Origin of the sequence: Pseudomonas aphyarum (assembly GCF_028657055.1) — a bacterium.
In the GTDB taxonomy this organism is placed as follows: Bacteria; Pseudomonadota; Gammaproteobacteria; order Pseudomonadales; family Pseudomonadaceae; genus Aquipseudomonas; species Aquipseudomonas aphyarum.
Window position 1 is genome coordinate 13,708 of record NZ_JAMDGS010000015.1, and the last position, 26,216, is coordinate 39,923.

Below are 26,216 nucleotides of genomic sequence, written 5' to 3' on the forward strand. Positions count from 1 at the left end.
CGGTCGCCCCGGGGCTATCGCTGACTAGAGAGAAGAGCTGTCCATCAGATACCGCGAAGGCCCAGGCTGATTGCCATCGAGTCCGACCGTCGCCGGCTCGCCGGTTTCCAGACGCGACAAGGCAATCAGCTGCTGATTGCGCGCGATGCTGCGCTCAACCTCAAGCATCTGCACCGCCTCGTGATACGCCGTGCTGGTGAGGTCCTCGTGCTCGTCCTCCAGCCGTTCGAGTTGCACGTCAGCACTGCGCTTGAGCGCGCCGATTTCGTCCGGGTATTTCTCGGTCAGGTACTGCACCCAGTAATCACGACTGATCAACTCCTCATAGAACCGCTCACTTTTTTCGGCCTGTACCACTGCAGCACGGGCGGTTGCCAGTTCATCGCCGCGGATGGGTCGGGCAAAGCGCATGTGGCTTGGTTGCCCCGGCAACTGCAGTCCATCATCCCAGCCTGAGGTCAGGCCGATTCGATATTGCAGGCGCACCTCCGCAGGATCAGCGTGACGCTCCATGCTGCGCGCGGCGAGTTTTTCCACCTCGCCCAGTCGGAACAGTTGTCGCGACAGATCAAGCAACACGCGACCGCGCTGGGCAAGCCCCGGCTGCAGGTGACGCAGCGCGTTGTACTCGAACACCTTGACCTCGATTTCACTGAGCGCCAGGGTTCGCCCGTCGACGCAAGTGGTGTGGGTGGTGGCCATGGAAAACAGCGTGTCGCGCAGTTCCTGACTGCCATCGGCAGCCTCGACAATTTCCCAGACCCGCCGCGTCAGATCGGCGCGAAACACCCGGAACTCTTCACTGTCCGGCATTCGCGACAGCAGATGGAAGAACGCGCCATTGTCAGGTTCGCCGGCCAATCGCTGCCACATCGCCCGATAGCGTACGGCGTCCTCCGGCGCGATGTTTTCGATCCACGGCGTCGCCTGCTGTTCGAGGACATCTTCGGCGAGTGTCGGCACCACCTCATCCGGTTCCAGCTCACTGTCTACAGGCTCGATATCACTGTCAGTGCTGCTGTCCAGGTCGTCGATCATCCGGTCGATATCGGCATACGTCAGGCCCAGCACATCGCGTCGTCCATGCGCGTCGGCGTAGTCACGCAGAGCGGCCAGGCTGAGTTGGGATATTTCGTAGTTTTCCGCAAGATTGCTGCCGGCGAGCAATGCTGCGTAGGCAGGGTCATACAGCTGCGCGGGAATCGACGAAATTTCATTGTTGCTCAGGTCGATGGCTCGCAGGTGCGCCGATTGCAACGAGCCATCAGGCCATTGCGTCAGCAGGTTATCCCGTAGATCCAGGCGTTCCAGACGCCCGAGTCGGGTGACACTGAACGTGCGCAGACTGTTATGGCTCAGATCCAGCCATTGCAACTGCGCCAGACCTTCCAGCGTCGGATACAGCGGTGCGACATCGGTCAGACCGGTAAGCGCCATTTCCAGCCGTTCCAGCGAGTGCATCTGTGCCACCGGTTCGGGGATCGTCTGCAAATGATTGCCGCTGAGGTTGAGTCGGCGGACCCGGGTAAAGGACTTCAGAAAACCATTGGAACCGCTGGCCGACAGCTTGACTCCAGCCAGGTTGAGATTGCTCACTGCCGGCATCGCTTCGCCCAGTTCCGGCAAGTCGCCCACTTGCAGGCCGTCGAGGCTCAACTCGCGGTCGGTGAGGCCGTTCCAGTCGATCGTGCCGTCGCGCCAGCATTCGATGATGCGTTGCGCAGCCAACTGACGAGTACGCGATGACACCACCCAGTCCATGCCCCGGGTCTCATGCGTGAACAGCCAATTGTTCAAGCGCCGCGTCAGCGACTCGAATGAACGTTCCCAGTGCTCGATCCGCTCGCCAATCTGTGCCGGGCTCAACCCGGCGTCCTGCATACGCTCAATGCTTGTCTGCGCGCGCACTTGATCGTATTCCGGGCGCAGACGCTGGATCCGCCGCACCTGGAGCAGCGCGTCTTCTCCCACCGGCAACGGCGGTAATGGCAACAAGCGCCGCGCGATGACCGAGCCGCTTTCTGCGGGCGGTGTGCGATGGCGCGGCTCCTCCAGGGCAAAACGCTGCAGCGAGCCTGAGCCCAGACCCAGCGTGTTTTCAACCCGCTGTCGTGCAGTGGCAAGGGCCGTTTCGCTCTCCTCGCTCAGCGGGTTGCCCGTCAGACTGGTATCGAGCAGCCGCGTGTCACGCGTCAGCAGCGCCTGTGGCAACGAGGTGAGTTGGCTGTCACTGAGATCCAGCCAGGTCAACTCGGGCAAATCCTCGACCCCGCTCGGCCACTCGCGCAGCGCGGTCGCGCTCAGGTCCAGCGCCTTCAGGCGATTCATGCCACGCACGTCGACACGGGTCAGCGGGTTGTTGTGCAAGTTCAGGCTTTCGAGTGCCGGCAGGGCATTGGCGTCCAGTGGCAGTTCGTTCAAGCCACAATGGCTGAGGTCCAGGGTATCGACCGCTGAAAAGGTACTGATGAAGCCGCGCAGCTGCTCGACAGGAGCCTGCAACCCTGCCAGATGCAGACTTCTGACATGGGTAAAACCTTCGGCGGATAAAGCCGGCAAGGTCTCAATAGGAGTACCGAGAATATCCAGCACTGAAGCATCGTTGGGCAGGCTGACATACAGGTTGAAAAACACGCTTTCGGTGCGCGCGCCATACCGCTGGAACAATCCGCCGCGCCAGCTCGCCTTCAAGGCTTCAGCCACTGCCGAGCGCGCGTCGCCGCCGTTGAGCACGGTTGGCTGGGGACCGACCCACTCGTCCAGCCGGTTGAGCTCGCTGAATTGCTCGCTCAAGGTTTCTATCGCCGTGAGCCGGCTGCCGACGTCCGTCCACTGCGCCCTGAACCCGGTGCTCAAGACATCGAACAGACTCGGTTGCATGCCGACAAACCGCTTGAGTTCACCGCGGCAGTAGTCGCTGACCATCTCGTCCAGATCGATCAGGTGTCGCGGCTGACTGCGCACGAACTCGTAGATCGGCTTGAACACCCGACGCGGGAATTTCGACCAGTCCAGCGACAGGCCCGACAACAGGCGCTGGTGGCCTTCGTAGATCTCCATCGGCAGGGTATTGATCGATGTCCTGCGCAGATTCAAGCGCTCAAGCCTGGGCAAGTCCAGAACGCCGCGCGGCCACTGTTGCATCTGCACACTGACGACTTCGAGCTTGCGCAACTGGCGCATGCCACTGACATCAAGCGTCACGGGAACCACCGGATTCATGCCGCTGCTGGTGCAGTGCAGCTCCAGCTCTTCGAGTCGCGTCAGATCCCGCAGCCTGGAAGCGACCTGGCCGGTAATGGGCGTCGAGAGCTTCAGGCGGGTCATCTGCCGCAGCGACTTCAGCAGGGTGAGTACCTTGTCGAATTCCGAGGCGCCGGCGCTGAGAGACAGCTTCTCGACGTTGGGAAACCCGGCGAGTGTGTCGGCGACCATCGGGGCGCGGAGCGTCAGCTCGCGCACGTGGGCGAAGTTGGCCGTCAACGGCGGCAACGGTGTATCACTGATGATCGAGAGGCGCGCCGCGTGTGCGCTGTGTTCGGCCAATGGCGCGTTGCGCCAGCAATCCTTGATGTTCTGCACCACGCCGACGAACTCGTCACGGGCAGCGCGCAGGCGCAGGTTCTGCGACATCAACCATTGATCAAGCGTTGTTTCCAGCTCTCGCCATTCGCTCAATCGATTGTTGAGCAGATGAAAGATCTGTTGGTCAGTCTTGCCCAGCCGCCATTGCTCAAGAATGAAGCCCCGGGCCTGGACGTCGGTCAGCCCCGGATAGACGTTCTGCACGTGCCCGGTCAGCACCGGATCCGGCCCAGGTCCATCGCCGCTGGCGCGATAACCGAACAGTCTGGGGGCAATGCGTTGCGGCGGTTTGAACCATGGTTTTTCTGCGGCGCCTGAACTCAGGATCCGCGCCGACTGACTGCGTTCGGCGAGCGCCCGGTCAATGATCGCGTCACGCAACTCGATGCTCTGCCCGACATTCGGCCAACCCAGCGCATGACGTGCCTGATCGGGCAAGGCGTGCATCAGCGAAGCGAAAAAATTGTCGCCACTGACCGGAACACTGTTGAGCGGCTCGCCACGCTCATTGGCGGCTTGATAGGCGTCACCGTACTTGACCAGATACTTGTGCGTGGAGGCCGTTTCACTGCCGATGGCGTCCAGCATCGGACCGCTGATACTGCCCTCGCGGATTTCCAGACGCACGTCATCGGACCAGCCCGGCAGTCGCCCCAGCGTTTGCAACGCGAGATGGTCGCTGTCGGCAGAAGCCATGGTTTCACTGCGCAACCCGGCCAGGGCCCGGCTCAAGCGCCCTGCCTGACCATACCAGCGACCGAGTTCCTGCAAATGCGACGGGACCTTGGCCGCGCTGTCCAGCCGCGCCAGTTCCCCAGCATCGGCTTGTCCCAACACGGCGGCTGCCGCCCGCTCGGTCAGGCCTGGGACGACTCGTTGCAGCTTTGCTGTCCGGTGATCGACAGGTTCGGTTCCCTTGAGAAGGCTGTCGAATAACGCGGGCTGATGCGCGCTGGCGAAGTCGGCGATCTGTCGGGAGAACTCCTGCGCCCGGGCCGATCGGATGCGTGCAGGCTCGCCACCCAACAGGCGAACCGTCTCCGCTTCATCCAGCGCCGCGAGTATGCGCGTCGGCAACTCACCGTTCAGCACCTCGGCCCGGCTGATCCGGATCGGTGCCTTGCCGCCGCGCTTCGTCCCATAAGCGAGTGCCTTCCCCGAGAGGTCAGGGCTGTCGTGGATCTGCAGCTTGCGCCCGAACGGCCAGCGTGGCATCTCGGGCAGCAGCGGCAACAGATGCATGAATCGACTGTCGATTGCCTGGGTACCTGCGGCCTGCTCGACGATCAGTCCGGCATCCCGTTCAGCACTGAACAGGCGCATGGCATCCGCCAGTTCCGGCGGCGGCAAAGCGTTGTCCAGGTGCATCTTGCGCAAGGCGTTGTCGCTGACACCGGCGACATCGGCCAGCGATAGCAGCTGCGTGTCACCGAAGGATTCGGTGCTGTGGCCGATGCGCCGCAACAGGGTCAATCGATCCCAGTCCTGCGGACGCTCCAGGGTATGCCGCCATGCGCCGGCGCCGTTGTGCGTCAGGGCCGGCTGATAGGCGTGCGGATCGCTCGGATGCTGGATGCGCCAGGCCTTGAGCGACTCGTCGTAAGTCTTCTGGTAGGTCTTGCCGTCGAGCCGGATGCAGGTTCCTTGTCCGGCCTCGTATTGCCCCAGTGCATTCGGCATAGCGTGCGGATCCGGTGTGACCGGGCTCTCGTAGCCACTCAGGTCAGGCTTCCACAAGCGGGTCGTGCCGTCGGGCATTTCTACCTGATGCAGGTTTTCGATGACCGGCACCGGTCTGGCAGCCATCAGTCGAGCGAGCCCCTTACCGGCCCCCGCCATCAAGGCAATCAACGCAAGATTTTGCGCGACATCGATCAGATGTGCCTTGGCAGCCTTGCGATCACCTTCGCTCCACTCGATGGCACCTTCAAAGGTTTCTTCGAACAGTTGCCCGGCCATCACCACCGTCATCACTTCGCCGAGCACCGGCACGAACATCGAGACGCCCATCAGCACCAGCATGCCGATGTTCAACAACGCGGCGAGTTTCTCCGAACGGGCTTTGGCGTCGACATCCGCCGTGGGCACTGCGTGGCTGCGGGCGTCGGCGATCAACCGGTCGCGATGCTGCTCGAAGTGATAGCTCCACAGGTCAATATTGTCCGACCAGATCCCGCCACCCTTGCGAGCCATGGGGAGCGGATTCAGATAGGGGTCAGTATTGGGCACCTGTTTGATCGGCGGCGGGGGCGGCAACTCGCGGATGCCGGTCAGCGCCGCGTTGATCGGGTTGAGCGCCTTGAGAAATTCGTTGAACAGCGGTTCGTAGGGCGCCAGCCTCTGTATGAGCGTGCGGTCTGGTGTGTCGTCGGTGAACTGGCCGAAGTAGCGCGGCCGGTCGGCATACGCGACGAACTGGCTGAAGAACCGTTGGTAGGCGTTCGGCTCGGCAGGATGAGCCTGAGTGGCATCGGGCGTGGTGAAGCGCTGCTTGAACATTGCGGCGATTTCCCGGCCCTTGTAGCGTTTGAGCGGATGGTGGGGATCACCCGGGATGTACAGGATCGAGTCGTCGCTGTAGCGATACTTCTCGCAGATCGTGAACATCACGCAGCCGTTCATGCGCCGACCCATCAGGCCCAGGTCACGGAACCAGATCTGCCGATGGCCCTGACGCGGCGCCAGTTCGCCGTTGAGGATCGAGCGAATCGAGGCGTAGTCTTCGCGCCCGATATCGCCTTTGACCAACGCCAGTTCGGCCGCCGCACGCAGCGCGGTTTGATGCGCGTCGATGAATTTTTCGCGCAATACCTGTTCGGCCACCGCGTCCTTGGGGTGCAGGAAATCCTCGAGGTAAGCCTGATATTTCGCCCCGATGTCCAGCGATCGGCACAGACCGGTGAATTGCTCGACGGTCAGGGCCGTGCTCAGCGGTGCAAGCGTGCCGGGTTTCAAGGTTTCACTGCGAAATCCCGAGGTTTCATGAAAGGCGCCACTTTTACATTCACGGGCTTCGAAGTTGTGCAGAGCCGCTTGCAGCAAAGGCAGCTTCAAGACTTCGAAAAAATCGATGTCGATGGCAAAAATCCCCATCTCCACCGGTTTGTTCAGCAACAGCCAGGTCTTGTTGACGTCCAGCGTCACGTTGAAGCGATCCTTGAGGGCTTTGGCCAGCAACGGCGCGGCAAAGCTGTCGATGTCCTGGAAGGTCGACATGGCCTTGTCCAGACGAGCCTGGGCGGTGAGGCTGGCGGTGACTGCATCGCCCACCGCCTTGCGTTGATCGCGCGTTGCAAGCCTGTACCAGTCCGGAGCGGCGGTATCGGCACTTTTCAACGCTTCGCGCTGGTGAGCCGGTGCGTTGATCAACCACCCAGGGCTGACCTGCTGAAGAAAATCGGCGTGCAGACTTTGCGTCACGACCCGCCCTGGCGGCGGTGCAAGATTATCTGGCGAAGACGAGGTGACAGAGATTTCGGGCATGGTTTCGCTCCTTGAAAGGGAGCAAAAGCAGACCATGGCGAACCCCCGTGGCTGCGGTACATATATCTCGCAGCACGGCGTCTCGTCAGCGAAAGTTTCAGGCCCGAGCGGCGCTTTCTTTCCCGCCCAAACGGACTACTATTCGACACGCCCCGCCTTGATTTTTCAGGAACCCGGTCATGCGTTTATCCGACTTCATCAGGCAACACGCGGATCACATCGTCGAGGAATGGGAGCAGTTCGCCCGCACGATCACGCCGGCGGCCGACACCATGGATCAGGCCGCACTGCGCGACCATGCCAAGGCCATCCTGCTGGCCGCCGCGCGGGACATGGACACCGCACAGACCGCCCGCGAGCAAATTGCCAAGGCCAAGGGCGAAGGCCCGGAAAAAACCCCGAGCCTGGACAAGGCCGGTGCCAGCCATGGCGAGCTGCGACACACCGTCGGTTTCGACCTGGTACAGATGACCTCGGAATTCCGCCACCTGCGGGCCTGCGTGATTCGCCTTTGGGTCAACAGTCTGGAATCGCCGGACATGGCGTACTTTCAGGACATGATCCGCTTCAACGAAGCCATCGATGAAGCCCTCGCCGAATCGACGGCTGCCTACGCCGAGCAGGTCAATCGCTCGCGCGACATTTTCCTCGCGATCCTCGGTCACGACCTGCGCGCACCGCTGCAAGCGGTCAGCATGTCCACCGAATTGCTGATGCGCAAAACAGCGCTTGAAGGCGATGCGCTGACCTGCGCTCTGAACATCAAGCAAGGCGCGCGGCACATGGCGGCGATGGTCAGCGACCTGCTGGAACTGGTGCGCAGCCGCCTGGGCAAGAGCCTGCCGATCGAACCGGCACCGATGGATCTGGCCGACGCCGCGCGAGCAGCCATCGCCGAAGCCTGCGCCGGCAATCCTGAGTGTGATCCGACCCTGAAAACCGAGGGCGACACCCGTGGTGCCTGGGATGCCGGACGAATCGATCAACTGCTGCAGAACCTGATCGGCAATGCCTTGCAGCATGGCGCCGATCCGCGCGAAGTGAACGTGACGTTGAAGGGCGAAGCCAGGCACGTGCTGCTGACCGTGCACAACTACGGCAACCCTATCCCCGAAGAGACCATCGGCACGATTTTCGATCCATTGGTGCGCAGTGCCGACGAAGAACTCGGCCAGCCGTCGACCAGCCTCGGTCTGGGCCTGTTCATCGTCAAGGAAGTGGTGACCGCCCACGGTGGGGCGATCGAAGTCAGTTCAAGCGAAGCCGACGGAACGCTGTTCAGCGTGACGCTGCCCAGACAGGTTTGAAGCGCTACTCGACCACCAGCCGCGCCAGACGCTGACGGAGCATGCGGTTCTCGGCCCGCAGCTCCTGCACTTCTTCCAGCAGGTCCAGCGCCAGGGCGACGCCTTCCCATTCCAGATCAAGGTCGCGCCGCAGCTTGGCGGCGCGTTTGGCCAGGGCCAGTTCGTAGTCGGTGAAGCGCCATTCCCGGGGCTGCGCGCCCTGAGGTTCGAGGATGCCGTGTTCGACGATTTCGATCACGTAGACGTCCGACAGGTCGGCCGCCTCACAGAATTCTGCCATGTCCAGTTGAACGATCAGGGGGCTGCTCATGATGGGCTACTCCGTCGTCAGTATCAGAAGTTCTCTCGCGGGTTGAAGGCGGCCTTCTTCGCCAGTTCCTGCCACAGCGCCTTGACGTCATCGCCGTTGGCTTTCGGCATCACGGCCTTCAGCTGGACGAACAGATAACCGCGCTCGCCGGCCTTGTTCTGCAAGCCGTGACCCTTGGCACGCATGCGCTGGCCGTTCTGGCTGCCGGCCGGCACCTTGAGGTTGATCTTGCCGGTCAGGGTCGGCACGGCCACTTCGGCGCCCAGCGCCAGCTCCCAGGGAGCGAGCGGCAAGGTGATGATCAGGTTTTCGCCTTCGACGTCGAATTTCGGGTGCGGCGCGAAACGGATGGTCAGGTACAGATCGCCATTGGCGCCGCCACCGATGCCCGGTGCGCCCTGGCCCTTGAGGCGGATACGCTCGCCGTCGGTCACGCCCGCCGGGATCTTCACGTTCAGGCTCTTGCTGGTGTTGCTGACGTGCTGGCCCGAACCGTTGTATTGCGGCACCTGGAAGCTGATCTTTTTCGATTCGTTCGAAAGCGTCTCTTCCAGAAAGATCGGCAGTTCCAGTTCCACGTCTTGCCCTCGCCGTCCGGCGCTGCGGGATTGCCGGCCGGCGCCGCCACCGAAACCGGGGCCGCGATTGCCGAAAATCGAACTGAAGAAGTCCGAGAAGTCACCGGTGTCACCACCGCCGCCGCCAAAACCGCCACGGCTCTGCCAGCCCGGTGGGCCCTGGAACGGCTGACCGTGCTGGCCATAACGGCGCAAGTCGTCGTATTCGGCGCGTTTGTCAGCGCTTTTCAGCGCTTCATAGGCTTCCGAGGCGTCCTTGAACTTGGCCTCGGCGTCTTTTTCCTTGCTGACATCGGGGTGGTATTTGCGCGCCAGCTTGCGATAGGCAGCCTTGATTGCCTTGTCGTCAGCCGTCGGCTCCACGCCGAGTATCTTGTAATAGTCTTTGAAGTCCATCGAAGGAGTCACCATCCGTTATCGATTTCGCGCCGCCGTCAGCCTGCGCCGATTCGCGCGAGCCGGGTTGACCGATCTCAAGGTTGTGACCGGGTGGCGCAGCAGAAGTTTATCGGCAGTGGACGGCGGTTCTTGCGACCGCCGGTATGTCTGCCGGCCCATGCCAGCAAGTTTGGGGCAAAGCGGCGAGTTTCAAGCAAGCTTAGTCGTGAAATAGCAGATGACCGGCCTTCGAATCTGTCGCGCACTGACATACACTGCGCGGCCGTTTTTTTGACCGGAACCGAAAGACCATGAAAGACGCCTCTCCAGCCCGTGCCTGCGGCATCGACTTCGGCACGTCCAACTCCACCGTCGGCTGGCTGCGCCCCGGCGTGGAAACGATGATCGCGCTGGAAGACGACAAGATCACCCTGCCGTCGGTGGTCTTCTTCAACATCGAGGAACGCCGCCCGGTTTACGGCCGTCTGGCGCTGCACGAGTACCTGGAAGGCTACGAAGGCCGGCTGATGCGCTCGCTCAAGAGCCTGCTCGGTTCCAAGCTGATCAAGCACGACACCAGCGTCCTCGGCACCGCGATGCCGTTCAAGGACTTGCTCGGGCTGTTCATCGGCCAGCTCAAGAGCCGCGCGGAAACTGCCGCCGGTCGTGAGTTCGAGCAAGTGGTGCTGGGCCGTCCAGTGTTCTTCGTCGACGACGATCCACTGGCCGACCAGGAAGCCGAAGACACCCTGGTGGAAGTGGCGCGCAAGCTCGGCTTCAAGGATGTTTCGTTCCAGTACGAGCCGATTGCCGCGGCCTTCGACTACGAGTCGACCATCGAAAAGGAAGAACTGGTACTGATCGTCGACATCGGCGGTGGTACGTCGGACTTCTCGCTGGTGCGCCTGTCGCCCGAGCGTCGCGGTGTGGATAACCGTCACGACGACATCCTCGCCACCGGCGGCGTGCACATCGGCGGGACCGACTTCGACAAACAGTTGAGCCTGCAAGGCCTGATGCCGCTGTTCGGCTACGGCAGCCGCATGAAGAGCGGCGCGTTCATGCCGACCAGCCACCACATGAACCTGGCGACCTGGCACACCATCAACTCGGTGTACTCGCAGAAATCGACCCTGGCCCTGGGCAGCATGCGCTACGACATCGAAGACACCGGCGGCATCGACCGTCTGTTCAAGCTGATCGAACAGCGCGCCGGGCACTGGCTGGCGATGGAAGTGGAAGAAACCAAGATCCAGCTGACCCACAACGACAGCCGCCATGTGCCGCTGGATCGCATCGAGTCGGGCCTGAGCGTGGAACTGACCCGAGCGTTGTTCGAGTCGGCCATCGAGTCGCAACTCGAGCGCGTGCGCGGCAGCGTCACCCAGTTGCTGGCGGACGCCAACGTGGCGGTGGGTCAGGTCGATACGGTGTTCTTCACCGGTGGTTCGAGCGGTATTCCGGCACTGCGCAACAGCGTCTCGGCGATGCTGCCGAACGCGCGGCATGTGGAAGGGAATATCTTTGGCAGCATTGGTAGCGGTCTGGCGATTGAAGCCATGAAACGCTATGGCTCGGTGAACTGATCCAAAATTGGCGGTGCGCCCTTCGCGAGCAAGCCCGCTCCCACAGGTTCAGTGTGATCCTGTGGGAGCGGGCTTGCTCGCGAAAGGGCCGGTTCAGACGCTACGAAGTCTGGATCAAACCATCCCGCCCAGCTTCAACTCACTCTTCAGATACGCGTAATAAATCGGCCCCGCCACCACTCCCGGCAGGCCGAACGCGGCCTCGAACACCAGCATTGCCAGCAGCAACTCCCAGGACTTGGCACTGATCTGCCCGCCGACGATGCGCGCGTTGAGAAAGTATTCGAGCTTGTGGATAAAGATCAGGTAACCCAGCGCCGCAATCGCCACCCAGATCGACAGCGACAGGCCGACGATGGTGATCAGCGTGTTCGACATCAGATTGCCGATCACCGGCAGCAGACCGAGCAGGAAGGTCAGCACGATCAGGGTCTTGGTCAGCGGCAGCTTGATCCCGAACATCGGCAGTATCACCGCCAGGAAGATCCCGGTGAAGAAGGTGTTGAGCAGGGAAATCTTGATCTGCGCGAACACGATGTTGCGAAAGGCCTGAACCAGCAAGTGGAGACGGTCGAACAGCGCGGCGGCCAACGGCTTGCGCTTGGTGACGTCCGGCACGCGCTGCAAGGCGATGATCGCGCCCAGCACCATGCCGATCAGCAGCGTCACGAACATGTGCGCCGCGTCTTTGCCCACCAGTTGTAGGTCGGACAGGTGTTTGCTCATCCAGTCGCCGATGGCCACCCGGAATTCGGCAGCGCTGGCCGGCAGGTAGGCGTCGATAAACGGCGGCAACTGCCCGCGCGCGCGGTCGACCACGCCCATGAATTTGTCGAGGGAAGCACCGGGATTTTCCGCCTCATGCAGCAGGAAACTGATGGCACCGGCGAAAATCAGCGTCAGCACACTCACCACCAGCGTGCCCAGCAGCGCCACCGCCAGCCAGCGCGCGCGACGACCTTCGATCAGCCGTTGCAGTTGCGGGGTGAGCATGTTGACCAGTTCGAACACCAGCAGCCCGGCCAGCAGGCTGGGCAGCAGACGCAATGGCAACACCAGCAACAGACCGCCGAAAATGATGATGCAACTGACCCAGAACACTACATGACGCTCAGAAAACGTTGGCATACAGCCTCAAAACGAACGGCGTAAAAGGATTGGCAGTCTGCCAGCGATCCTTGGGGAGCACTAGGGATATGCGGTGTTTGCGGGTTTGGGGCTTGGCTTGAGAACCACCCCTCACCCTAACCCTCTCCCGGGGGGAGAGGGAACTGACCGAGTAGATTTGGAGAACTCCCGCAACCTGAAAGACCTGGTCGATTCCGGATTCAGCACCGCTCGTTCAGGTCGGCGCAAATAGCAGCCATCCCCGAATCGGTCCCCTCTCCCCCTGGGAGAGGGTTAGGGTGAGGGCCGGTTCTCGAGTCGAGCCCATCCCGCGGCGTCACCTCATTTCTTCTTCAGACAATCACTCATGAACGTCTTGCGCGCATCGCCCGTCAGCGCCTTGGTCTTGGCATCGGCATTACAGGTTTTCATCTTTTCCTGCTGCGGGGTCAAAGCCTTCGCATCGTTGGCCGCCGGCGCTGCCTTCAGGCAAGTGCTCATGAAAGTCTTGCGCTCGTCGCCCTTGAGGCTCTTGGCCGTGGCGTCGGCGTTGCACGTGGTCATCTTGTTCTGTTGCGCCGTGGCGGCGAAACCCTGGGAGCACAGCAGCAGACCGATCATCAACAAAGGGACACGCAGCATCTTCATGGAGTTTTCTCCTTGGCGCCGCCTCGATGGAGGCGGCCTCCGGCTGAGTGTAGTCAAAGCTTGTTACACCTTCCTGCCTTCAAGGTGGCTGCGCCGGTATTGTTCGGGGGTACATCCAGCCTGCCGGGCGAACATGGCGATGAAGGCCGAGCCGCTGCTGTAGCCGAGATCGAAAGCGACTTCCTGCACGCTGCGCGCCGACTCCAGCGCCTCGATCGCCGCGAGATAACGCAGCCGCTGACGCCACTCGCCGAAACTCATCCCCAACTCCCGCACGAATTGCCGGGCCAGGGTGCGCTCGCTGACATGCACCTGCGCCGCCCAGTGCGCCAGCGGCTCGTTGTTGCCGGGCTCGGCCTGCAGGGTTTCGAGAATGGTCAGCAATCCGGGGCTGCTGGCGTAGGGCAAATAGCATTGGTGAACCTGCGCCTGGCGCAATTGATCCACCAGCACTTGGGCCAGACGCTGGTCGGCTTCGAACGCGGGGATCTTCACATCGCGAGCGGCGAAGTCCTTGAGGATCGCCTTGAGAATGTCGCTGATCGCCAGGGTACAGGCCTGCGCCGGCAAGTCAGAACAGACATCGGGCGCCAGGCACACCGCCCGATAATTGACCGGCTGATGACTGTAGAAACTGTGCTCGACCTGCGGCGGCACCCACACCGCGTATTGCGGCGGCGACATGAAGCGGCTGCCGTCGACATCCATGTGCAGCACGCCGTGGGCCGCGTATTCCAGAGTGCCCCACGGATGGCGGTGCGGCGCGGCGTATTCATGAGCGTTGAAGTCTGCATAGCGGAAATACACCGCTGACGGCAATTCGCTGAAATCCAGCAGATCGATGTGTTTACTGTTCATGCTGTCCGGAATCAGGGGCGGGTTGTCCGGTTCGCAGTATAGGCCTGCATCCAGACAGGGGATAATCACCGTTCATCAACGTACTGGTTTCTCCTCCCATGCAATACGCGTTTCCCCTGCTGGCGATTTTCATCTGGGCCGGCAACACCGTGATCAACAAGCTGGCCGTTGGCGCGATCTTCCCCGCCGAGATCGGCTTCTACCGCTGGCTGCTTGCCGGCCTGCTGTTCACGCCGTTCATGCTCAAGAAGGTGATCGCGCACTGGCCACAGATTCGCCCGAACCTGGGCAAGATTTTCATCCTTGGCGTGCTCGGCATGGCGGTCTATCAGAGCCTGGCCTACTTCGCCGCGACCATGACCAGCGCCACCAACATGGGCATCATCCTCTCGCTGATGCCGTTGATGTCGCTGGCCATGGCGATCATCAGCCTCGGCCAGCGCCTGACCGCCGGTGCGCTGGTCGGTGCGGTGCTGTCGTTCGCCGGTGTGCTGGTGGTGGTGTCGTCCGGCAGCCTCGGCGCACTGCTGCAACACGGGGTGAACCTGGGTGACGCGATGATGCTGATCGCCACCCTCGCCTACGCGATCTACAGCACCCTGCTGAAAAAATGGCAGCTGCGCCTGCCACCGCTGGTGTTGCTGTATTTGCAGGTGCTGGTGGCGGTGGTGGTGCTGTTTCCGCTGTACGCCGCGTCGCCGAAAACCGGCCTGACCCTGCAGAACATTCCGCTGGTGCTGTACGCGTGCCTGCTGGCCTCGATGCTCGCGCCGCTGGCCTGGATGCAGGCGGTGCAGCGCCTGGGCCCGAGCCGGACCACGCTGTTCTTCAACCTGCTGCCGTTGATCACCGCACTGATTGCAGCGGTGGTATTGAAGGAGCAACTGGCGATGTATCACCTGGTCGGTGGCTTGCTGACGCTGGGCGGGGTGATTCTTTCCGAGCGCTGGACCACCGTCCTCGGTCGCTCCCGCACCCCGAGCGCCGCCTAGACTCCGGCGGCTTTCAACCGCGCGGCATGCTCGACGAACAGCCGCACCGGGTCCGCGCCTTTGCCGACCAGTCCCAGCGACTGGTTGACGATGTCGAAGTGATCCATCGGGTAGTCATCGCCGATGACCGTGCCCAGGTGCGAGCTGTAGCGTCCGACCATGCCGTCGCACTGCCCCGGCTCGCGCACGAAGGTTTTGGCGAACAACCGGCAACTGCGGTTGGTGCCGTCGAACAGGTTGCCGCCGCGATCGGTCTTGCCCGGCTGCAAGGTCCCGGACCACGAGTAATACCGCACCCCGTTGACCTCTTCCGGCCCGTGCCCGCCCCAGGCATCAGGCAAGCCCTGTGGATAACGCTGGTTGAACAGCGCCACGCCTTCGGTGGTCAGGGAATGGTGCGAAGCGTGGATATCCACCGGCAGTTTCGGCCCGTGGTAACCGGTCTCCATAAGCGCCATCAGCCAGCCGACAAAACGTAACAGCGCTTCCAGAATACGACCCCGAGCGCTGTCCGCCGGATAGTGTTTCGCCAGATAGTCGGCCAGTTCCGAACCATGATTGGGCCCGGCCACCGACGTGACTGAAGCCACCAGATCCGGTCGCTTGGCCGCCGCATAACGCGCCGTCAGCGAGCCCTGGCTGTGGCCGAACAGATTGACCTTGGCCGCGCCGGTCTCACGCAGGATTTCATCGATGCGCGTCAGCAACTGCTCGCCGCGCACTTCGGTGGAATTGAGCGGCGACACCTGCACCGCAATCACCGTCGCACCACCCCGGCGCAACGCTTTGATGATCCCGTACCAGTACGGGTACAGCACCAGACGGATGAAACCGAGCATTCCCGGCACCAGCACCAGTGGATAACGTGTGGCCGAATCTTGCGACATGGGCAAACATCCTTGTGGTCGGTGAGTGGATGCAGGGCGTGCAAAACGCCCGCCAAGCATCCTCCTCGATGATGACAACTCCACGACCAGCCTACTTCAGCCCCACCACGCCCGCCACAATCAGCCCCACCGACAACAACTTCACCAGCGTCAGGCTCTCGCCCAGCAGCGCGAAACCGAGAAACACCGTGCCCAATGATCCGATGGCGGTCCAGATCGGATAGGCGATGCTCACCGGCAACTCGCGCATCGCCAGAGTCAGGAAGTACACCCCGCCCACCGCAGCGACGACCGTAATCAGCGACGGCCAGAGCCGGGTGAAACCTTCGGCGTACTTCATGCCCATGGCGAAGGTGACCTCGAACCCGGCCGCGATCAGCAGAAACAGCCAGGCCACCTAGAACTCCCGGGCCAGGTCGAGCAAGCGCTGCTCGGCCGCGGCCACCGACACCGCGAAGGTGCGCTCGGCGGATTCCTCGCCCTCGGCGGCGACCACCGTGACGTCGTTGATGCCGATAAAACCCAATGCCGTGCGCAACCATGGATCGGCGTGGTTAAGCGCCTCCAGCTCACCGCCCGGGCCGAACCCGAAACCGCCGCGACTGGTGACAATCAGCGCCTTCTTGCCGTGCAACAGCGGTGTGTATTGGGCGATGCCGTTGTCCAGGGTGTGGTCGAACGTCAGGCCCAGACGCACGATCTGGTCGACCCAGGCCTTGAGGCCGCTGGGCACGTTGAAGTTGTACATCGGCGTGGAAATCAGCAGCAGATCGTGATCGAACAACTCGCCCACCAGTTGATCGCTGAGCGCCAGATCGGCCTGCATCGTCAGCGGTCGTGCCTCGGGCTCCGGATAAAACGCCGCCGCGACAAACGCTTCATTCACTGCCGGAATCAACGCCCGCCCCACTTCACGGCGAGTAACCTGAGCCTGTGGATGACCGACTTGCCAGGCGCTGAGAAAACTTTCCGCCAGACGACGCGAATGGGAGCGTTCACCGCGTGGGCTGGCATGGATCGCAAGAATCTTGCTCATCTGAATCTCCTTGGGACTAGACTTGAGTGACTGTGTGGCGCCAGATTGCTGCCATTCAGTCGTCGCCTCAAATGAGCAAAAATCAGTCGGGATGAATTAATTTCATCCGTGGAGTTTTCATGTTCGCTTCATTGCCGCTGACCGCCCTGCGCGCGTTCGAATCCGCCTCACGCCTGCTGAGCTTCAAGGCGGCCGCCGAAGAACTGGCGGTGACGCCGACGGCGATTTCCCATCAGATCCGCTCGCTGGAGGACTGGCTCGGCGTGGCGCTGTTCGAACGCCTGCCGCGTCAGGTGCGCCTGACCGAGGGTGGTGAGCGGTTGTTCCGCAGCCTGCACGGCGCGCTGCTGGAAGTGGCGCAAAGCGTCGACACCCTGCGCCCGCAACGCAGCGGCAGCAGCCTGACGCTGTCGACCACCGCTGCTTTTGCCGCGCTGTGGCTGGTGCCGCGACTGGGGCGGTTTTACGCGAAGCATCCGAACATCAATGTGCGACTCGACACCCATTGCGAAGTGATCGACCTGCATCAGGACGCCAGCGTCGATCTGGTGCTGCGCTACAGCCTCGACGATTACCCGAACCTCTACGGGTTGTGCCTGTTCGATGAATCGTTCGGCGTGTACGGCTCGCCGGAACAGGTGGCGCTGGCCGCCCGCCGCACCCCGGCGTTGATCAGCGTGCGCTGGCACAACTCGAAACTGTACGCCCACGGCTGGGAAGCCTGGTGCGCGCAGTCAGGCGAGAATTGGTTGAATCAGCATCCGGCCGTCCGCGAATACGACGAAGAGCATTACGCGCTGCAAGCGGCCATCGCAGGGCAAGGGCTGGTGCTGGCGAGCAATATTCTGGTGTCGGAGAGCGTCGCCAGCGGTTTGCTGGTGCCGTACAAGGGCGAAGTGCAGGTCGACGGCGCCGGTTACAGCGCGCTGTGTGTGCCGGGCCGCGAGCGGCATCCACCGGTGAAAGCGTTTTTTGCCTGGCTGCGCGAAGAGGCGCTACTTTCCGGGCATGTCCCGCGCTGAATCCGACAAAACTTTTTGCAGCGTTCATCACTCACAACCTGGTAACGATCACGTCAGCAGAACGTGACGCCAATCGGATTAGCCTCCAGGAGACTGAAATGAGTGACCTGCATTTGTCTGATGTTCAAACCCTGCGCGAGCGCGCACGCCAGCACGTGGAAAACGGCGCGGTGACCGAAAGCTACAGCGCCAACCGTGAAGAAGTGCTGCGCCTGCTCAACGAATCGCTGGCCACTGAGCTGGTCTGCGTCTTGCGCTACAAGCGCCACTACTTCATGGCCAACGGCCTGAAAGCCAACGTCGCCGCCGACGAGTTCCTCGAGCACGCCACTCAGGAAGCCGAACACGCCGACCGTCTCGCCGAGCGCATCGTGCAACTGGGCGGCGAGCCCGAATTCAACCCTGACCTGCTGTCGAAGATGTCCCACGCGCAATACGTGGCCGGCAACACCTTGAAGGAAATGGTCTACGAAGACCTGGTGGCCGAGCGGATCGCCATCGACAGCTACCGCGAGATCATCCAGTACATCGGTGAAAAGGATCCGACCACGCGCCGGATCTTCGAAGACATCCTGGCTCAGGAAGAAGAGCATGCGGATGACATGGCCGACATTCTGAAAGACCTCTGAGTCTTCCAGATCCAATCGCGGGCAAGCCCGCTCCCACAGGATTTCACTGAACCTGTGGGAGCGGGCTTGCCCGCGATTGCTTTCTTGTAAACGCTAGAAAATCATTTGGTGGGTTTGACGGTCACCGGTGCCTTGCCCGCCTTCATCTGCTCCAGCAATGGCGCGCACTGGCTAGGCTCGCCACCACTCGGCGCCACCAGCGCCAGCAGTCCCGCCGCCGGTGCAGCGATCACGCCCAGCGCCACCATCCCCGCCCCGCGCAGAATCAACGGCACCGCTTTGACCCCGGCATCCGGCTTGATGAACTTGCCACGCACGTACAGCGGCGAACGCAGGGAAATCAAACGCCAGCCCTTGGATTCCGGGGTCACCGTCAGATCCAGTTGCTCAGTGGCCATGTTCGCCGTGCCGTCGATGTAGATGATTGCGTTCTCGGTATCGAACACAAACAGCCGCGTACTCGCCAGGCCGGTCTTGATGTCAAAGTCCGCGGCCGCGCAGTTGATCTTCACTTCCTTGTCGCCAAAGATCTTGCCGACCACGTAGTTGCCGACGTTGAGCCCTGCCAGCTCCATCAACTCGCGGCTGATGGCGCCGTCGTTGATCAGCATCTTCAGATTGCCGTTGGCGCCGCCCAGCAGTTTGGCCACCGAGTTGCCGCGTCCGGCGATATCGGCATCGCCGTTGAGCTCGCCGAAACTGGTCTTCATCGGTTCGAAGGTCGGGAACAGCTGTTTGAGCTTGAACTTGCGCGCGGTCAATTTGGCCCGGCCTTCCAGCGGCTCGGTGCGTCCGTTGAGGCGAATCTGCGCGTCGAGGTTGCCGCCGGCCACTCCGAAGCGCAGCGGCTCCAGGCTCAGTTCGCCGTCGTTGAGTTTGAGGTGGGTATAGAGGTCGGTGAACGGCAGTTCTTCGCTGTGGACGATGCGCTTGCCGGTGAATTCGACGTCAGCGTCCATGTCGCGCCAGCGCTCGGTCTTGAATTCTTCCACCGGCAACACCTTGTCCGCCGGCTGCTTGCTCTCGCCGCCACGGGCCTTCTGCTTGGCATTGGAGTCGGCACCGATCAGTGGCGCGAGGTCGGCGAACAGCAGTTGGTTGGACAGCAGCGCGCCACTCAGCTTGGGCCGTGGCTGACTGGCGACGTAAGCCAGATCACCATGGATGTCGCTGCTGCCGATTTTGCCGTTGAACTGTTCATAGCGAAATTGCGCGCCGCCCGGCTCATGCAGCTTGGCGATCAAATGGCCGTCGGTGGCATAAGGCGGGGTGTCCGGCAGGGTCACGCCGGTCAGCGGATACAGATTGCCGAGGCTGGCGCCCGCCAGTTTCAGGCGCAGGTCGAGGGCGCCGAGATTCAGCGGATCGGTCAGGGTGCCGGCGAGTTCGACGCTGGTATCGCCGATCTTCGCCTGGGCCTGCAACGGGAACGGTTTGCTCGCGTCCTGCAGGGCCAGAAGGCCGCCGATCTTGCCCTGGCCAGCGAGTTTCTGGCCGTGGTACTGGCCGGTGACTTTCAGGCCGAAGGCGTAATCCTGGGGTGCGCCGCCCTTGTCCTGCGCAGTTTTCGCGGCTTTGTCGCCGACGATGTCGCTGAACGGAATTGGCTTGCCCAACGGATCGATCAGCAGATCGAGGTTGGTCTTGAGGGTCTGGTCATCCAGGGTGACGTGGCCCTTGTCGAAGCCGATGGCGCCGATGTCGACCACCCAGTTCGAGGGCTCGGCATTCGGGTCCTTGGGATCGAACTTGAAGGTCCAGTTGGCGCGGCCGTCGGCCAGGCGCTGCAATTGCGCGTTGGGTTCGGTCAGGTCGATCCGTGGAATCGTCACCCGTTGCGCCAGCAAGGCCAGCGGCGAAATGCGCAGCTCGACCCGTTTGAGGGTGACCATCTGCGGCTGTTTCGACCAGTCGGGATTGCCCAGCGTCAGGTCTTCGGCCACCACGTGCGGCCACGGCACCCAGGCGCGCCAGCCGCCCTCGTCGAGTTCACGCCGCCAGACCACCGACAGGTTGCCGTTGATGGCGAACGGTCGATGCAGTTCTTCCGAGACTTTGGCGTTGAGCGGCGGTTTGATCCGGCTCCAGTCGAAGAACACGATGATCAACACCAGAACTGCCAGAAGCAGCACGAGGGTGGCGAAGGTCCAGGCGAAGATTTTACGCGTGCGCGTCATTGCACAAAGCTCCTGAAGACGACTGCATCCATTGGCACGACGCAGCTGAAACGGCGGGCCGTGATGGCCCTCATGAAATCTGTGACTGACAAACAGCCCGCAGGTTTAATCCAAAGCCCCATCGAGGGGAAAAAACGGTCGCTATTCTGACCGATCGGTCGAGTTGGCGTTACCGGACCCGCACTTTTGCGGGGCGCGAGTGGGTGGAAAATACCCACCGCAGTGCAAAACCGCCCGCCTGAAACGCCCGAGCTAGAGCCTCCCAAGCGAACAATCAATTCTGTTGATTATTACCATTGTGTTTATGAACTTTTATATCGACTTATCGAGAGTAGCATTGCCCTCGTACCCACTTTATCGCCCTCCCAAGGAGCAACCCATCATGAAACGCCAACTTCTGTTCAGTCTTACCCTCTCGATGCTGGCCAGCACCGCTTTCGCCCTGCCAGCTGCCGAACAGGCTACCCCGCAAGTGAAATCCAGCCACTCGGTGTTCAGCCAGACTGTTGCCGCTGATGGCTCGGACCGCACTCCACAAGGCCAGACCCTGGCTGAAAACGGTCGTAACCGTCTGGAAGAAAAAGGTCTGGTTCAAGATGGCTATGACAAAACCCCACAAGGCCAAACCGTAGCTGAAGGCGGCCGTGATCGTCTGGAAGAGAAAGGTCTGGTTCAAGACGGTTCGGATCGCACTCCACAAGGTCAAACTCTGGCATCTGATGGTTCCGATCGCACCCCACAAGGCCAGACTCTGGCTTCTGACGGCGGCGACCGTACCCCACAAGGTCAAACCCTGGCTGCTGACGGCTACGACAAAACCCCACAAGGTCAAACTCTGGCCGAAGGTGGTGGTGACCGTGTGATCGAACGCAACAGCGCTTTGAGCTAAGCCCATGGCGGCCTGGAAAAAAAGCCCAATCCCCGGATTGGGCTTTTGACTTTTCAGCAGCCTCTATAAAGAAGTCGCGATTCCCCGCTGTAATCCCCGCTGCCGTTCGACGCCGACAAAGCCGATTTGCTAGAGTGCGGCGCTTGTCTTGCCTAAGAACACACCCTTGCGATGCTGCCCCGCGCCGAACAGAAACAACAGACCCGCAACGCCCTGATGGACGCTGCCCGCCACTTGATGGAAAGCGGCCGAGGATTCGGCAGCCTGAGCCTGCGTGAAGTGACGAAAACCGCCGGCATCGTGCCCACCGGTTTCTATCGGCATTTCGCCGACATGGACGAACTCGGCCTGGTACTGGTCAGCGAAGTCGGCCAGACCTTCCGCGAAACCATCCGCCTGGTGCGCCACAACGAATTCGTCATGGGCGGCATCATCGATGCGTCGGTGCGGATCTTCCTCGACGTGGTCAGCGCCAACCGTTCGCAATTCCTGTTTCTGGCCCGCGAGCAGTACGGTGGATCGTTGCCGGTGCGTCAGGCCATTGGCCGTTTGCGTGAGGACATCAGCTCCGACCTGGCGGCGGACCTGGCCTTGATGCCCAAGCTCCAGCACCTCAATCGCGAAGGCCTGAGCGTGATGGCCGACCTGATCGTCAAGTCGGTGTTCGCCACCCTGCCGGACATCATCGACCCGCCCGCCGAAGCCCTGCCCGAACATCTGACGCCACAGGCGAAGATCACCCAGCAGTTGCGCTTCATCTTTATCGGGTTGAAGCACTGGCAAGGGCTCGGCAGTACCGAGTGAGAAAGCAAAAAATCGCAGCGTGGAGCTGCGATTTTTTTTGCGCCGCAAATTGGTGCATGTAAAAAACTTCATGCACCAAAACACCCCACAATCCTGCAACATCTTGAAACATCCACTAGTCTCCGACAGGGTTTTCCTACGCTTCGTCCGATTGGCAAGCCCCTTGCTCTAGCCTGAGCATTGTCCACTGCTGGAAGCTTTCCGATGCTGGTGATTCATCGCAGAATCGACCCCCAACCCGTCTGGGCCGCCGAGTTGCACCTGACCTTCGAAGCCAGGAGCAAAAGCCGCCTGCGCTGTTTCAGTGCCGAAGGTGAAGACGTCGGACTGTTTCTGGAGCGCGGTCAGCCGCCGCTGTTCGACGGCGAATGCCTACAAGCCGAAGATGGCCGGATCGTCCGGGTCTGCGCCCGTCCCGAACAATTGCTGCACGTCACCTGCGCCAACGCCTTCGAACTGACCCGCGCGGCCTATCACCTGGGCAATCGCCACGTCGCGCTGCAAGTCGGTGACGGCTGGTTGCGGCTGCTCGACGATTACGTGCTCAAGGCGATGCTCGAACAGCTCGGCGCCGCCGTGGAATCGATCGAGGCCCCGTTCCAGCCGGAACACGGCGCCTACGGCGGCGGCCATCACCATTCGCGACACGGTGACGAAGATTTCAACTACGCGCCGAAACTCCATCAGTTCGGCGTCCGTTTGTGAACCCGGCCTGGGCGCTGCTGCGCCTGGCCAGTCCGCAATTGCCGATTGGCGGCTACAGCTATTCCCAGGGCCTGGAAATGGCAGTGGATAACGGCCGCGTCGACAGCCCGGACAGCGCCCGTCGCTGGATCAGCGATCAATTGCTGCTCAACCTCGCGCGGTTCGAGGCGCCGCTGCTGCTCGCCCATTGCCAGGCTGCAGCGGACGAAAACTGGGATGAATTGCGCAAGCTCTGCGAAAGCCATCGCGCCAGCCGCGAAACCCGCGAACTGCATCTGGAAAGCCGGCAGATGGGCTACTCGTTGCAGCAATTGCTCAACGGCCTGCCCGAACTCGATCAGCCCGCGCGGGACTTTCTCGAACACTGCGCCGAACCGCACCTGGCCCTGTGCTGGGCCTTGGCGGCGCGCGCCTGGCAGATCAGCCCGCAGGACGCCCTCGCCGCGTGGCTGTGGAGCTGGCTGGAAAACCAGCTCGCGGTGCTGATGAAAACCTTGCCGCTGGGCCAGCAAGCCGCCCAGCGCCTGACCAGCGAACTGCTGCCGCTGCTGCAACAGGCGCAGCAGGACGCCACCCGAATCAATCCCGAACACCTCGGCAGCGCCGCGTTCGGTCTGTCTCTGGCGTGCATGGCCCATGAGCGCCAGTACAGCCGCCTGTTCCGTTCCTAGGGCCTTTTATCTGGAGAATCACATGAACACACAACCCCTGCGCGTCGGCATCGGCGGCCCGGTCGGTTCCGGCAAAACCGCATTGACCCTGGCTCTGTGCCTGGCCCTGCGCGAACGCTACAACCTGGCCGTGGTCACCAACGACATCTACACCCGCGAAGACGCCGACTTTCTGGTGCGCAACGAAGCGCTGGCGCCGGAACGCATCATCGGCGTGGAAACCGGTGGCTGCCCGCACACCGCGATCCGCGAAGACGCTTCGATCAACCTTGAAGCGGTGGATCAACTGAACCGGCGTTTTCCGGGGCTGGACCTGATTCTGGTGGAGTCCGGTGGCGACAACCTGTCCGCCACCTTCAGCCCGGAACTGTCAGACCTGACCATCTACGTGATCGACGTTTCGGCCGGCGACAAGCTGCCGCGCAAGGGCGGGCCCGGCATTTGCAAATCCGACCTGCTGGTGATCAACAAGATCGACCTCGCGCCGCTGGTCGGCGCCTCGCTGGAAATGATGAACAGCGATACCCAACGCATGCGCAACGGCAAGCCGTTCGTGTTCAGCAACCAGAAAACCGGTCAGGGCCTGGAAGACATCATCGCTTTCATCGAACGCCAGGGCCTGCTGACCGCAGCCTGATTCACTGATCAACAAGGAAGCTTATCCATGACACTCAAACGCATTCTCGGCGCTGTTGCGCTGCTGCTGACTCCGGCGCTGGCCTTCGCCCACCCCGGCCACGGCGACTCTGGGCTGGTGGCCGGCATCAGCCACCCGATCGGCGGCCTCGACCATTTGCTGGCGATGGTGGCCGTCGGTTTGTGGGCGGCGCAACAGCAAGGCGCAGCACGCTGGGCGCTGCCGTGCACGTTCGTCGGCACCATGCTGATCGGCGGCCTGCTCGGCTTTGAAGGGCTGGAGCTGCCGGCGCTGGAAAGCGGGATTGCCGCCTCGGTGCTGGCGCTGGGCCTGGCCGTAGCGCTGGCGGTGCGTCCACCGCTGGTGATGGCGGTGGCGGCGACGGCGCTGTTTGCGCTGTTCCATGGCGTGGCCCATGGCCTGGAGTTGCCGGACATGTCGAGCCCTTGGGCGTATGCCGCAGGTTTCGTGGTCGCAACGGCTGCACTGCATGCGGCGGGTTATGCCGTCGTGCGTTTTCTGCCTCAGGCGGCCGCGCCACTGGTTCGACTGGCCGGAGCGGCTTCGGCGGTGACCGGTGCGTGGTTGCTGGCTGGCTGATTTTTATCGCCTGATCCGGCCCCATCGCTGGCAAGCCAGCTCCCACAGGGATCTTCGGTGATCACACGATTGTGGCTACACCGAGTAATTTGTGGGAGCTGGCTTGCCAGCGATGACGGCCGATCAGACACCAAGCCGCTAATGGTTGTCGCTCTGTTAACATGTCGCGCAATCGCCCCTGCCGTGACGACGTCCGCCCATGCCCCACGCTTCTCGCTCCACCTCCCTGCCTGAATTGACCGCCCTGTTCGGCGAAGTGCAACAGCACTTTCTGAACGTGATCGTGCCCCTCTGGCAAGGACCGGGCTGGAACGCCGACATGGCGTTGCCTTACGAGGCGCTGGACGCCGCGCATCAGCCGCTGCCACCGCAGCGCTACCGGGCAATGGCCTGCGCACGGCAGCTTTACCTGTTTTCCAGCCTGATCGGGGTTGTGAATAACGCCGAAGTCCGCGCGGCTGCGCTGTTTCGCTCCCTGCAACGGCACTTCCACGATGCCGAGCACGGCGGCTGGTTCTACAGCATCGATCCGCAGGGCAAACCGCTGGATCAGCGCAAGGACCTCTACACCCACGCCTTTATCCTATTCGCCTGCGCCCACTATTGGGACAAGTCTCGTGAGCCGTTGGTGGAATCGACCCTGAACGCTGCGCTGGAAGTCATCGGCCGACGTTTCGCCACCGGTGACGGCCTCTACGAAGCCTGCCTCGATCGCGACTGGCTCACGCTGCAAACCGGCCCGCTGCAAAACCCGCTGATGCACCTGGCCGAAGCCTTCCTGGCCACGTTGGCCGTGCGCGAAGATCCCCAGACGCAGCGGGCGCTGAGCGAGTTATGCACAGCCATGCACAAGCGCTTCATCGAACCGCAACAGGGCGTGTTGATGGAAAAGCCGCTGGGGGCTGTGGATAACTGGTTTGAGCCGGGGCATCAGTTCGAATGGTATTTCCTGCTCGAATCCTCTCCACTGCTGCGAGGGTCGAAGCTGCACGCGGCACTGGATCGTGCGTTTGCCTTCACCGAACAGCAGGGCGTCGAGAGCGACACCGGTGCGGTGCTGGCCATGCTCGATCCGCAAGGACACGGGAAGGATTCGACCCAGCGCATCTGGGCCCAGGCCGAATACCTGCGCGCCCTGACCTTGCGTCCGGGCAGTGAAAGCGCGGTGCTGCGCCAGTTGCAGGCGCTGCAACAGCGCTTCCTGCACGCCGGCGGCTGGCACGAATGCCGTGACGATCAGGGCGAGGTCAGCCGCAAGGACATGCCGTCGACCACGCCGTATCACCTGGCGACCTGCTATCGCGGCATCGCCGACTATCTGAGCTGA

Annotated in this window: 22 protein-coding genes; 12 read left to right on the top strand and 10 right to left on the bottom strand. The window is 62.0% G+C overall.

Features of this window, described 5'->3' with window-relative positions; translation table 11 throughout:
- Positions 1-24: 24 nt before the first annotated feature.
- A complete protein-coding gene (locus tag M5G18_RS23140; RefSeq protein WP_273897077.1) occupies positions 25-7,068 on the bottom strand; it encodes an NEL-type E3 ubiquitin ligase domain-containing protein in 7,044 nt (2,347 codons plus the stop codon).
- Positions 7,069-7,247: 179 nt separating this feature from the next.
- Here M5G18_RS23140 and M5G18_RS23145 point away from each other — a divergent pair, with 179 nt between their 5' ends.
- Positions 7,248-8,375 carry a sensor histidine kinase gene (locus M5G18_RS23145; protein ID WP_273897076.1) on the top strand — a complete coding sequence of 376 codons (1,128 nt, stop codon included), beginning with the start codon at positions 7,248-7,250 and terminating at the stop codon, positions 8,373-8,375.
- Between the two features lie 4 nt (positions 8,376-8,379).
- Here M5G18_RS23145 and M5G18_RS23150 read toward each other — a convergent pair whose 3' ends face one another.
- Positions 8,380-8,685, bottom strand: a complete 306-nt coding sequence (locus M5G18_RS23150; protein WP_007950609.1) for a chaperone modulator CbpM — start codon at positions 8,683-8,685, stop codon at positions 8,380-8,382.
- A 23-nt stretch (positions 8,686-8,708) separates the two neighbouring features.
- Positions 8,709-9,659 carry a DnaJ C-terminal domain-containing protein gene (locus tag M5G18_RS23155; protein WP_007950610.1) on the bottom strand — a complete coding sequence of 317 codons (951 nt, stop codon included), beginning with the start codon at positions 9,657-9,659 and terminating at the stop codon, positions 8,709-8,711.
- Between the two features lie 293 nt (positions 9,660-9,952).
- On the opposite strand from M5G18_RS23155, the gene M5G18_RS23160 reads away from it, so the two are divergent.
- The gene (locus M5G18_RS23160) at positions 9,953-11,227 is read left to right on the top strand and encodes an Hsp70 family protein (protein ID WP_207984882.1); all 1,275 of its coding nucleotides are present in this window, start codon (positions 9,953-9,955) and stop codon (positions 11,225-11,227) included.
- Positions 11,228-11,341: 114 nt separating this feature from the next.
- Here the strand turns inward: M5G18_RS23160 and M5G18_RS23165 are convergent, their stop codons facing one another.
- The 3 genes from M5G18_RS23165 to M5G18_RS23175 all read right to left on the bottom strand — a co-directional run bounded on the left by M5G18_RS23165 (position 11,342) and on the right by M5G18_RS23175 (position 13,840).
- Positions 11,342-12,355 (bottom strand): AI-2E family transporter, encoded by a 1,014-nt coding sequence (locus M5G18_RS23165; RefSeq protein ID WP_273897075.1) that lies wholly within the window; start codon positions 12,353-12,355, stop codon positions 11,342-11,344.
- Positions 12,356-12,676: 321 nt separating this feature from the next.
- Positions 12,677-12,982 carry a PsiF family protein gene (locus M5G18_RS23170; protein WP_007950613.1) on the bottom strand — a complete coding sequence of 102 codons (306 nt, stop codon included), beginning with the start codon at positions 12,980-12,982 and terminating at the stop codon, positions 12,677-12,679.
- Between the two features lie 63 nt (positions 12,983-13,045).
- A complete protein-coding gene (locus M5G18_RS23175) occupies positions 13,046-13,840 on the bottom strand; it encodes an AraC family transcriptional regulator (protein ID WP_273897074.1) in 795 nt (264 codons plus the stop codon).
- A 98-nt stretch (positions 13,841-13,938) separates the two neighbouring features.
- Between M5G18_RS23175 and M5G18_RS23180 the strand changes: the two genes are divergently transcribed.
- Entirely contained in the window at positions 13,939-14,832 is an 894-nt protein-coding gene (locus tag M5G18_RS23180) for a DMT family transporter (protein ID WP_273897073.1), read from the top strand.
- Here the strand turns inward: M5G18_RS23180 and M5G18_RS23185 are convergent.
- The 3 genes from M5G18_RS23185 to M5G18_RS23195 all read right to left on the bottom strand — a co-directional run bounded on the left by M5G18_RS23185 (position 14,829) and on the right by M5G18_RS23195 (position 16,755).
- Positions 14,829-15,719: an esterase/lipase family protein gene (locus tag M5G18_RS23185; RefSeq protein WP_273897072.1), complete on the bottom strand. Its 891-nt coding sequence runs from the start codon at positions 15,717-15,719 to the stop codon at positions 14,829-14,831. The two genes, M5G18_RS23180 and M5G18_RS23185, sit on opposite strands and share 4 nt — an antisense overlap.
- Before the next feature lie 91 nt (positions 15,720-15,810).
- Positions 15,811-16,116 (bottom strand): DMT family transporter, encoded by a 306-nt coding sequence (locus M5G18_RS23190; RefSeq protein ID WP_011332220.1) that lies wholly within the window; start codon positions 16,114-16,116, stop codon positions 15,811-15,813.
- Positions 16,117-16,755, bottom strand: coding sequence for an FMN-dependent NADH-azoreductase (locus M5G18_RS23195; RefSeq protein WP_273897071.1), 639 nt, complete (start codon positions 16,753-16,755; stop codon positions 16,117-16,119).
- Positions 16,756-16,874: 119 nt separating this feature from the next.
- Here M5G18_RS23195 and M5G18_RS23200 point away from each other — a divergent pair, with 119 nt between their 5' ends.
- Both M5G18_RS23200 and M5G18_RS23205 read left to right on the top strand, forming a co-directional pair.
- On the top strand, positions 16,875-17,777 hold the full coding sequence (locus M5G18_RS23200; RefSeq protein ID WP_273897070.1) for a LysR substrate-binding domain-containing protein: 903 nt from the start codon (positions 16,875-16,877) through the stop codon (positions 17,775-17,777).
- Positions 17,778-17,875: 98 nt separating this feature from the next.
- Positions 17,876-18,406: a ferritin-like domain-containing protein gene (locus tag M5G18_RS23205; RefSeq protein WP_064379129.1), complete on the top strand. Its 531-nt coding sequence runs from the start codon at positions 17,876-17,878 to the stop codon at positions 18,404-18,406.
- A gap of 101 nt (positions 18,407-18,507) precedes the next feature.
- Here the strand turns inward: M5G18_RS23205 and M5G18_RS23210 are convergent, their stop codons facing one another.
- On the bottom strand, positions 18,508-20,583 hold the full coding sequence (locus M5G18_RS23210) for an AsmA family protein (RefSeq protein WP_273897069.1): 2,076 nt from the start codon (positions 20,581-20,583) through the stop codon (positions 18,508-18,510).
- A gap of 382 nt (positions 20,584-20,965) precedes the next feature.
- On the opposite strand from M5G18_RS23210, the gene M5G18_RS23215 reads away from it, so the two are divergent.
- The 7 genes from M5G18_RS23215 to M5G18_RS23245 all read left to right on the top strand — a co-directional run bounded on the left by M5G18_RS23215 (position 20,966) and on the right by M5G18_RS23245 (position 26,216).
- Complete coding sequence (locus M5G18_RS23215; RefSeq protein WP_273897068.1) at positions 20,966-21,472, top strand: hypothetical protein; 507 nt, start codon at positions 20,966-20,968, stop codon at positions 21,470-21,472.
- A gap of 171 nt (positions 21,473-21,643) precedes the next feature.
- Positions 21,644-22,276, top strand: a complete 633-nt coding sequence (locus M5G18_RS23220; RefSeq protein ID WP_007950628.1) for a TetR family transcriptional regulator — start codon at positions 21,644-21,646, stop codon at positions 22,274-22,276.
- 204 nt (positions 22,277-22,480) lie between these two features.
- Positions 22,481-22,981, top strand: a complete 501-nt coding sequence (ureE, locus tag M5G18_RS23225; protein ID WP_085746523.1) for an urease accessory protein UreE — start codon at positions 22,481-22,483, stop codon at positions 22,979-22,981.
- Positions 22,978-23,652 (top strand): urease accessory protein UreF, encoded by a 675-nt coding sequence (locus tag M5G18_RS23230; protein ID WP_273897067.1) that lies wholly within the window; start codon positions 22,978-22,980, stop codon positions 23,650-23,652. Before ureE ends, M5G18_RS23230 begins: the two co-directional genes overlap by 4 nt.
- A gap of 22 nt (positions 23,653-23,674) precedes the next feature.
- Positions 23,675-24,289, top strand: coding sequence for an urease accessory protein UreG (gene ureG / locus M5G18_RS23235; protein WP_007950645.1), 615 nt, complete (start codon positions 23,675-23,677; stop codon positions 24,287-24,289).
- A 27-nt stretch (positions 24,290-24,316) separates the two neighbouring features.
- Entirely contained in the window at positions 24,317-24,889 is a 573-nt protein-coding gene (locus M5G18_RS23240; protein ID WP_064379124.1) for a HupE/UreJ family protein, read from the top strand.
- 199 nt (positions 24,890-25,088) lie between these two features.
- Complete coding sequence (locus tag M5G18_RS23245) at positions 25,089-26,216, top strand: AGE family epimerase/isomerase (RefSeq protein ID WP_273897066.1); 1,128 nt, start codon at positions 25,089-25,091, stop codon at positions 26,214-26,216.

Excerpts from the sequence above, each read along its gene's own strand:
- M5G18_RS23165 (WP_273897075.1), bottom strand. The coding sequence starts at position 12,355 with ATGCCAACGTTTTCTGAGCGTCATGTAGTGTTCTGGGTCAGTTGCATC.
- ureE (WP_085746523.1), top strand. The coding sequence starts at position 22,481 with ATGCTGGTGATTCATCGCAGAATCGACCCCCAACCCGTCTGGGCCGCC.
- ureG (WP_007950645.1), top strand. The coding sequence starts at position 23,675 with ATGAACACACAACCCCTGCGCGTCGGCATCGGCGGCCCGGTCGGTTCC.
- M5G18_RS23245 (WP_273897066.1), top strand. The coding sequence starts at position 25,089 with ATGCCCCACGCTTCTCGCTCCACCTCCCTGCCTGAATTGACCGCCCTG.
- M5G18_RS23155 (WP_007950610.1), bottom strand. The coding sequence starts at position 9,659 with ATGGACTTCAAAGACTATTACAAGATACTCGGCGTGGAGCCGACGGCT.
- M5G18_RS23180 (WP_273897073.1), top strand. The coding sequence starts at position 13,939 with ATGCAATACGCGTTTCCCCTGCTGGCGATTTTCATCTGGGCCGGCAAC.
- M5G18_RS23215 (WP_273897068.1), top strand. The coding sequence starts at position 20,966 with ATGAAACGCCAACTTCTGTTCAGTCTTACCCTCTCGATGCTGGCCAGC.
- M5G18_RS23145 (WP_273897076.1), top strand. The coding sequence starts at position 7,248 with ATGCGTTTATCCGACTTCATCAGGCAACACGCGGATCACATCGTCGAG.
- M5G18_RS23160 (WP_207984882.1), top strand. The coding sequence starts at position 9,953 with ATGAAAGACGCCTCTCCAGCCCGTGCCTGCGGCATCGACTTCGGCACG.
- M5G18_RS23240 (WP_064379124.1), top strand. The coding sequence starts at position 24,317 with ATGACACTCAAACGCATTCTCGGCGCTGTTGCGCTGCTGCTGACTCCG.
- M5G18_RS23195 (WP_273897071.1), bottom strand. The coding sequence starts at position 16,755 with ATGAGCAAGATTCTTGCGATCCATGCCAGCCCACGCGGTGAACGCTCC.
- M5G18_RS23210 (WP_273897069.1), bottom strand. The coding sequence starts at position 20,583 with ATGACGCGCACGCGTAAAATCTTCGCCTGGACCTTCGCCACCCTCGTG.
- M5G18_RS23140 (WP_273897077.1), bottom strand. The coding sequence starts at position 7,068 with ATGCCCGAAATCTCTGTCACCTCGTCTTCGCCAGATAATCTTGCACCG.
- M5G18_RS23175 (WP_273897074.1), bottom strand. The coding sequence starts at position 13,840 with ATGAACAGTAAACACATCGATCTGCTGGATTTCAGCGAATTGCCGTCA.
- M5G18_RS23150 (WP_007950609.1), bottom strand. The coding sequence starts at position 8,685 with ATGAGCAGCCCCCTGATCGTTCAACTGGACATGGCAGAATTCTGTGAG.
- M5G18_RS23185 (WP_273897072.1), bottom strand. The coding sequence starts at position 15,719 with ATGTCGCAAGATTCGGCCACACGTTATCCACTGGTGCTGGTGCCGGGA.
- M5G18_RS23170 (WP_007950613.1), bottom strand. The coding sequence starts at position 12,982 with ATGAAGATGCTGCGTGTCCCTTTGTTGATGATCGGTCTGCTGCTGTGC.
- M5G18_RS23205 (WP_064379129.1), top strand. The coding sequence starts at position 17,876 with ATGAGTGACCTGCATTTGTCTGATGTTCAAACCCTGCGCGAGCGCGCA.
- M5G18_RS23220 (WP_007950628.1), top strand. The coding sequence starts at position 21,644 with ATGCTGCCCCGCGCCGAACAGAAACAACAGACCCGCAACGCCCTGATG.
- M5G18_RS23200 (WP_273897070.1), top strand. The coding sequence starts at position 16,875 with ATGTTCGCTTCATTGCCGCTGACCGCCCTGCGCGCGTTCGAATCCGCC.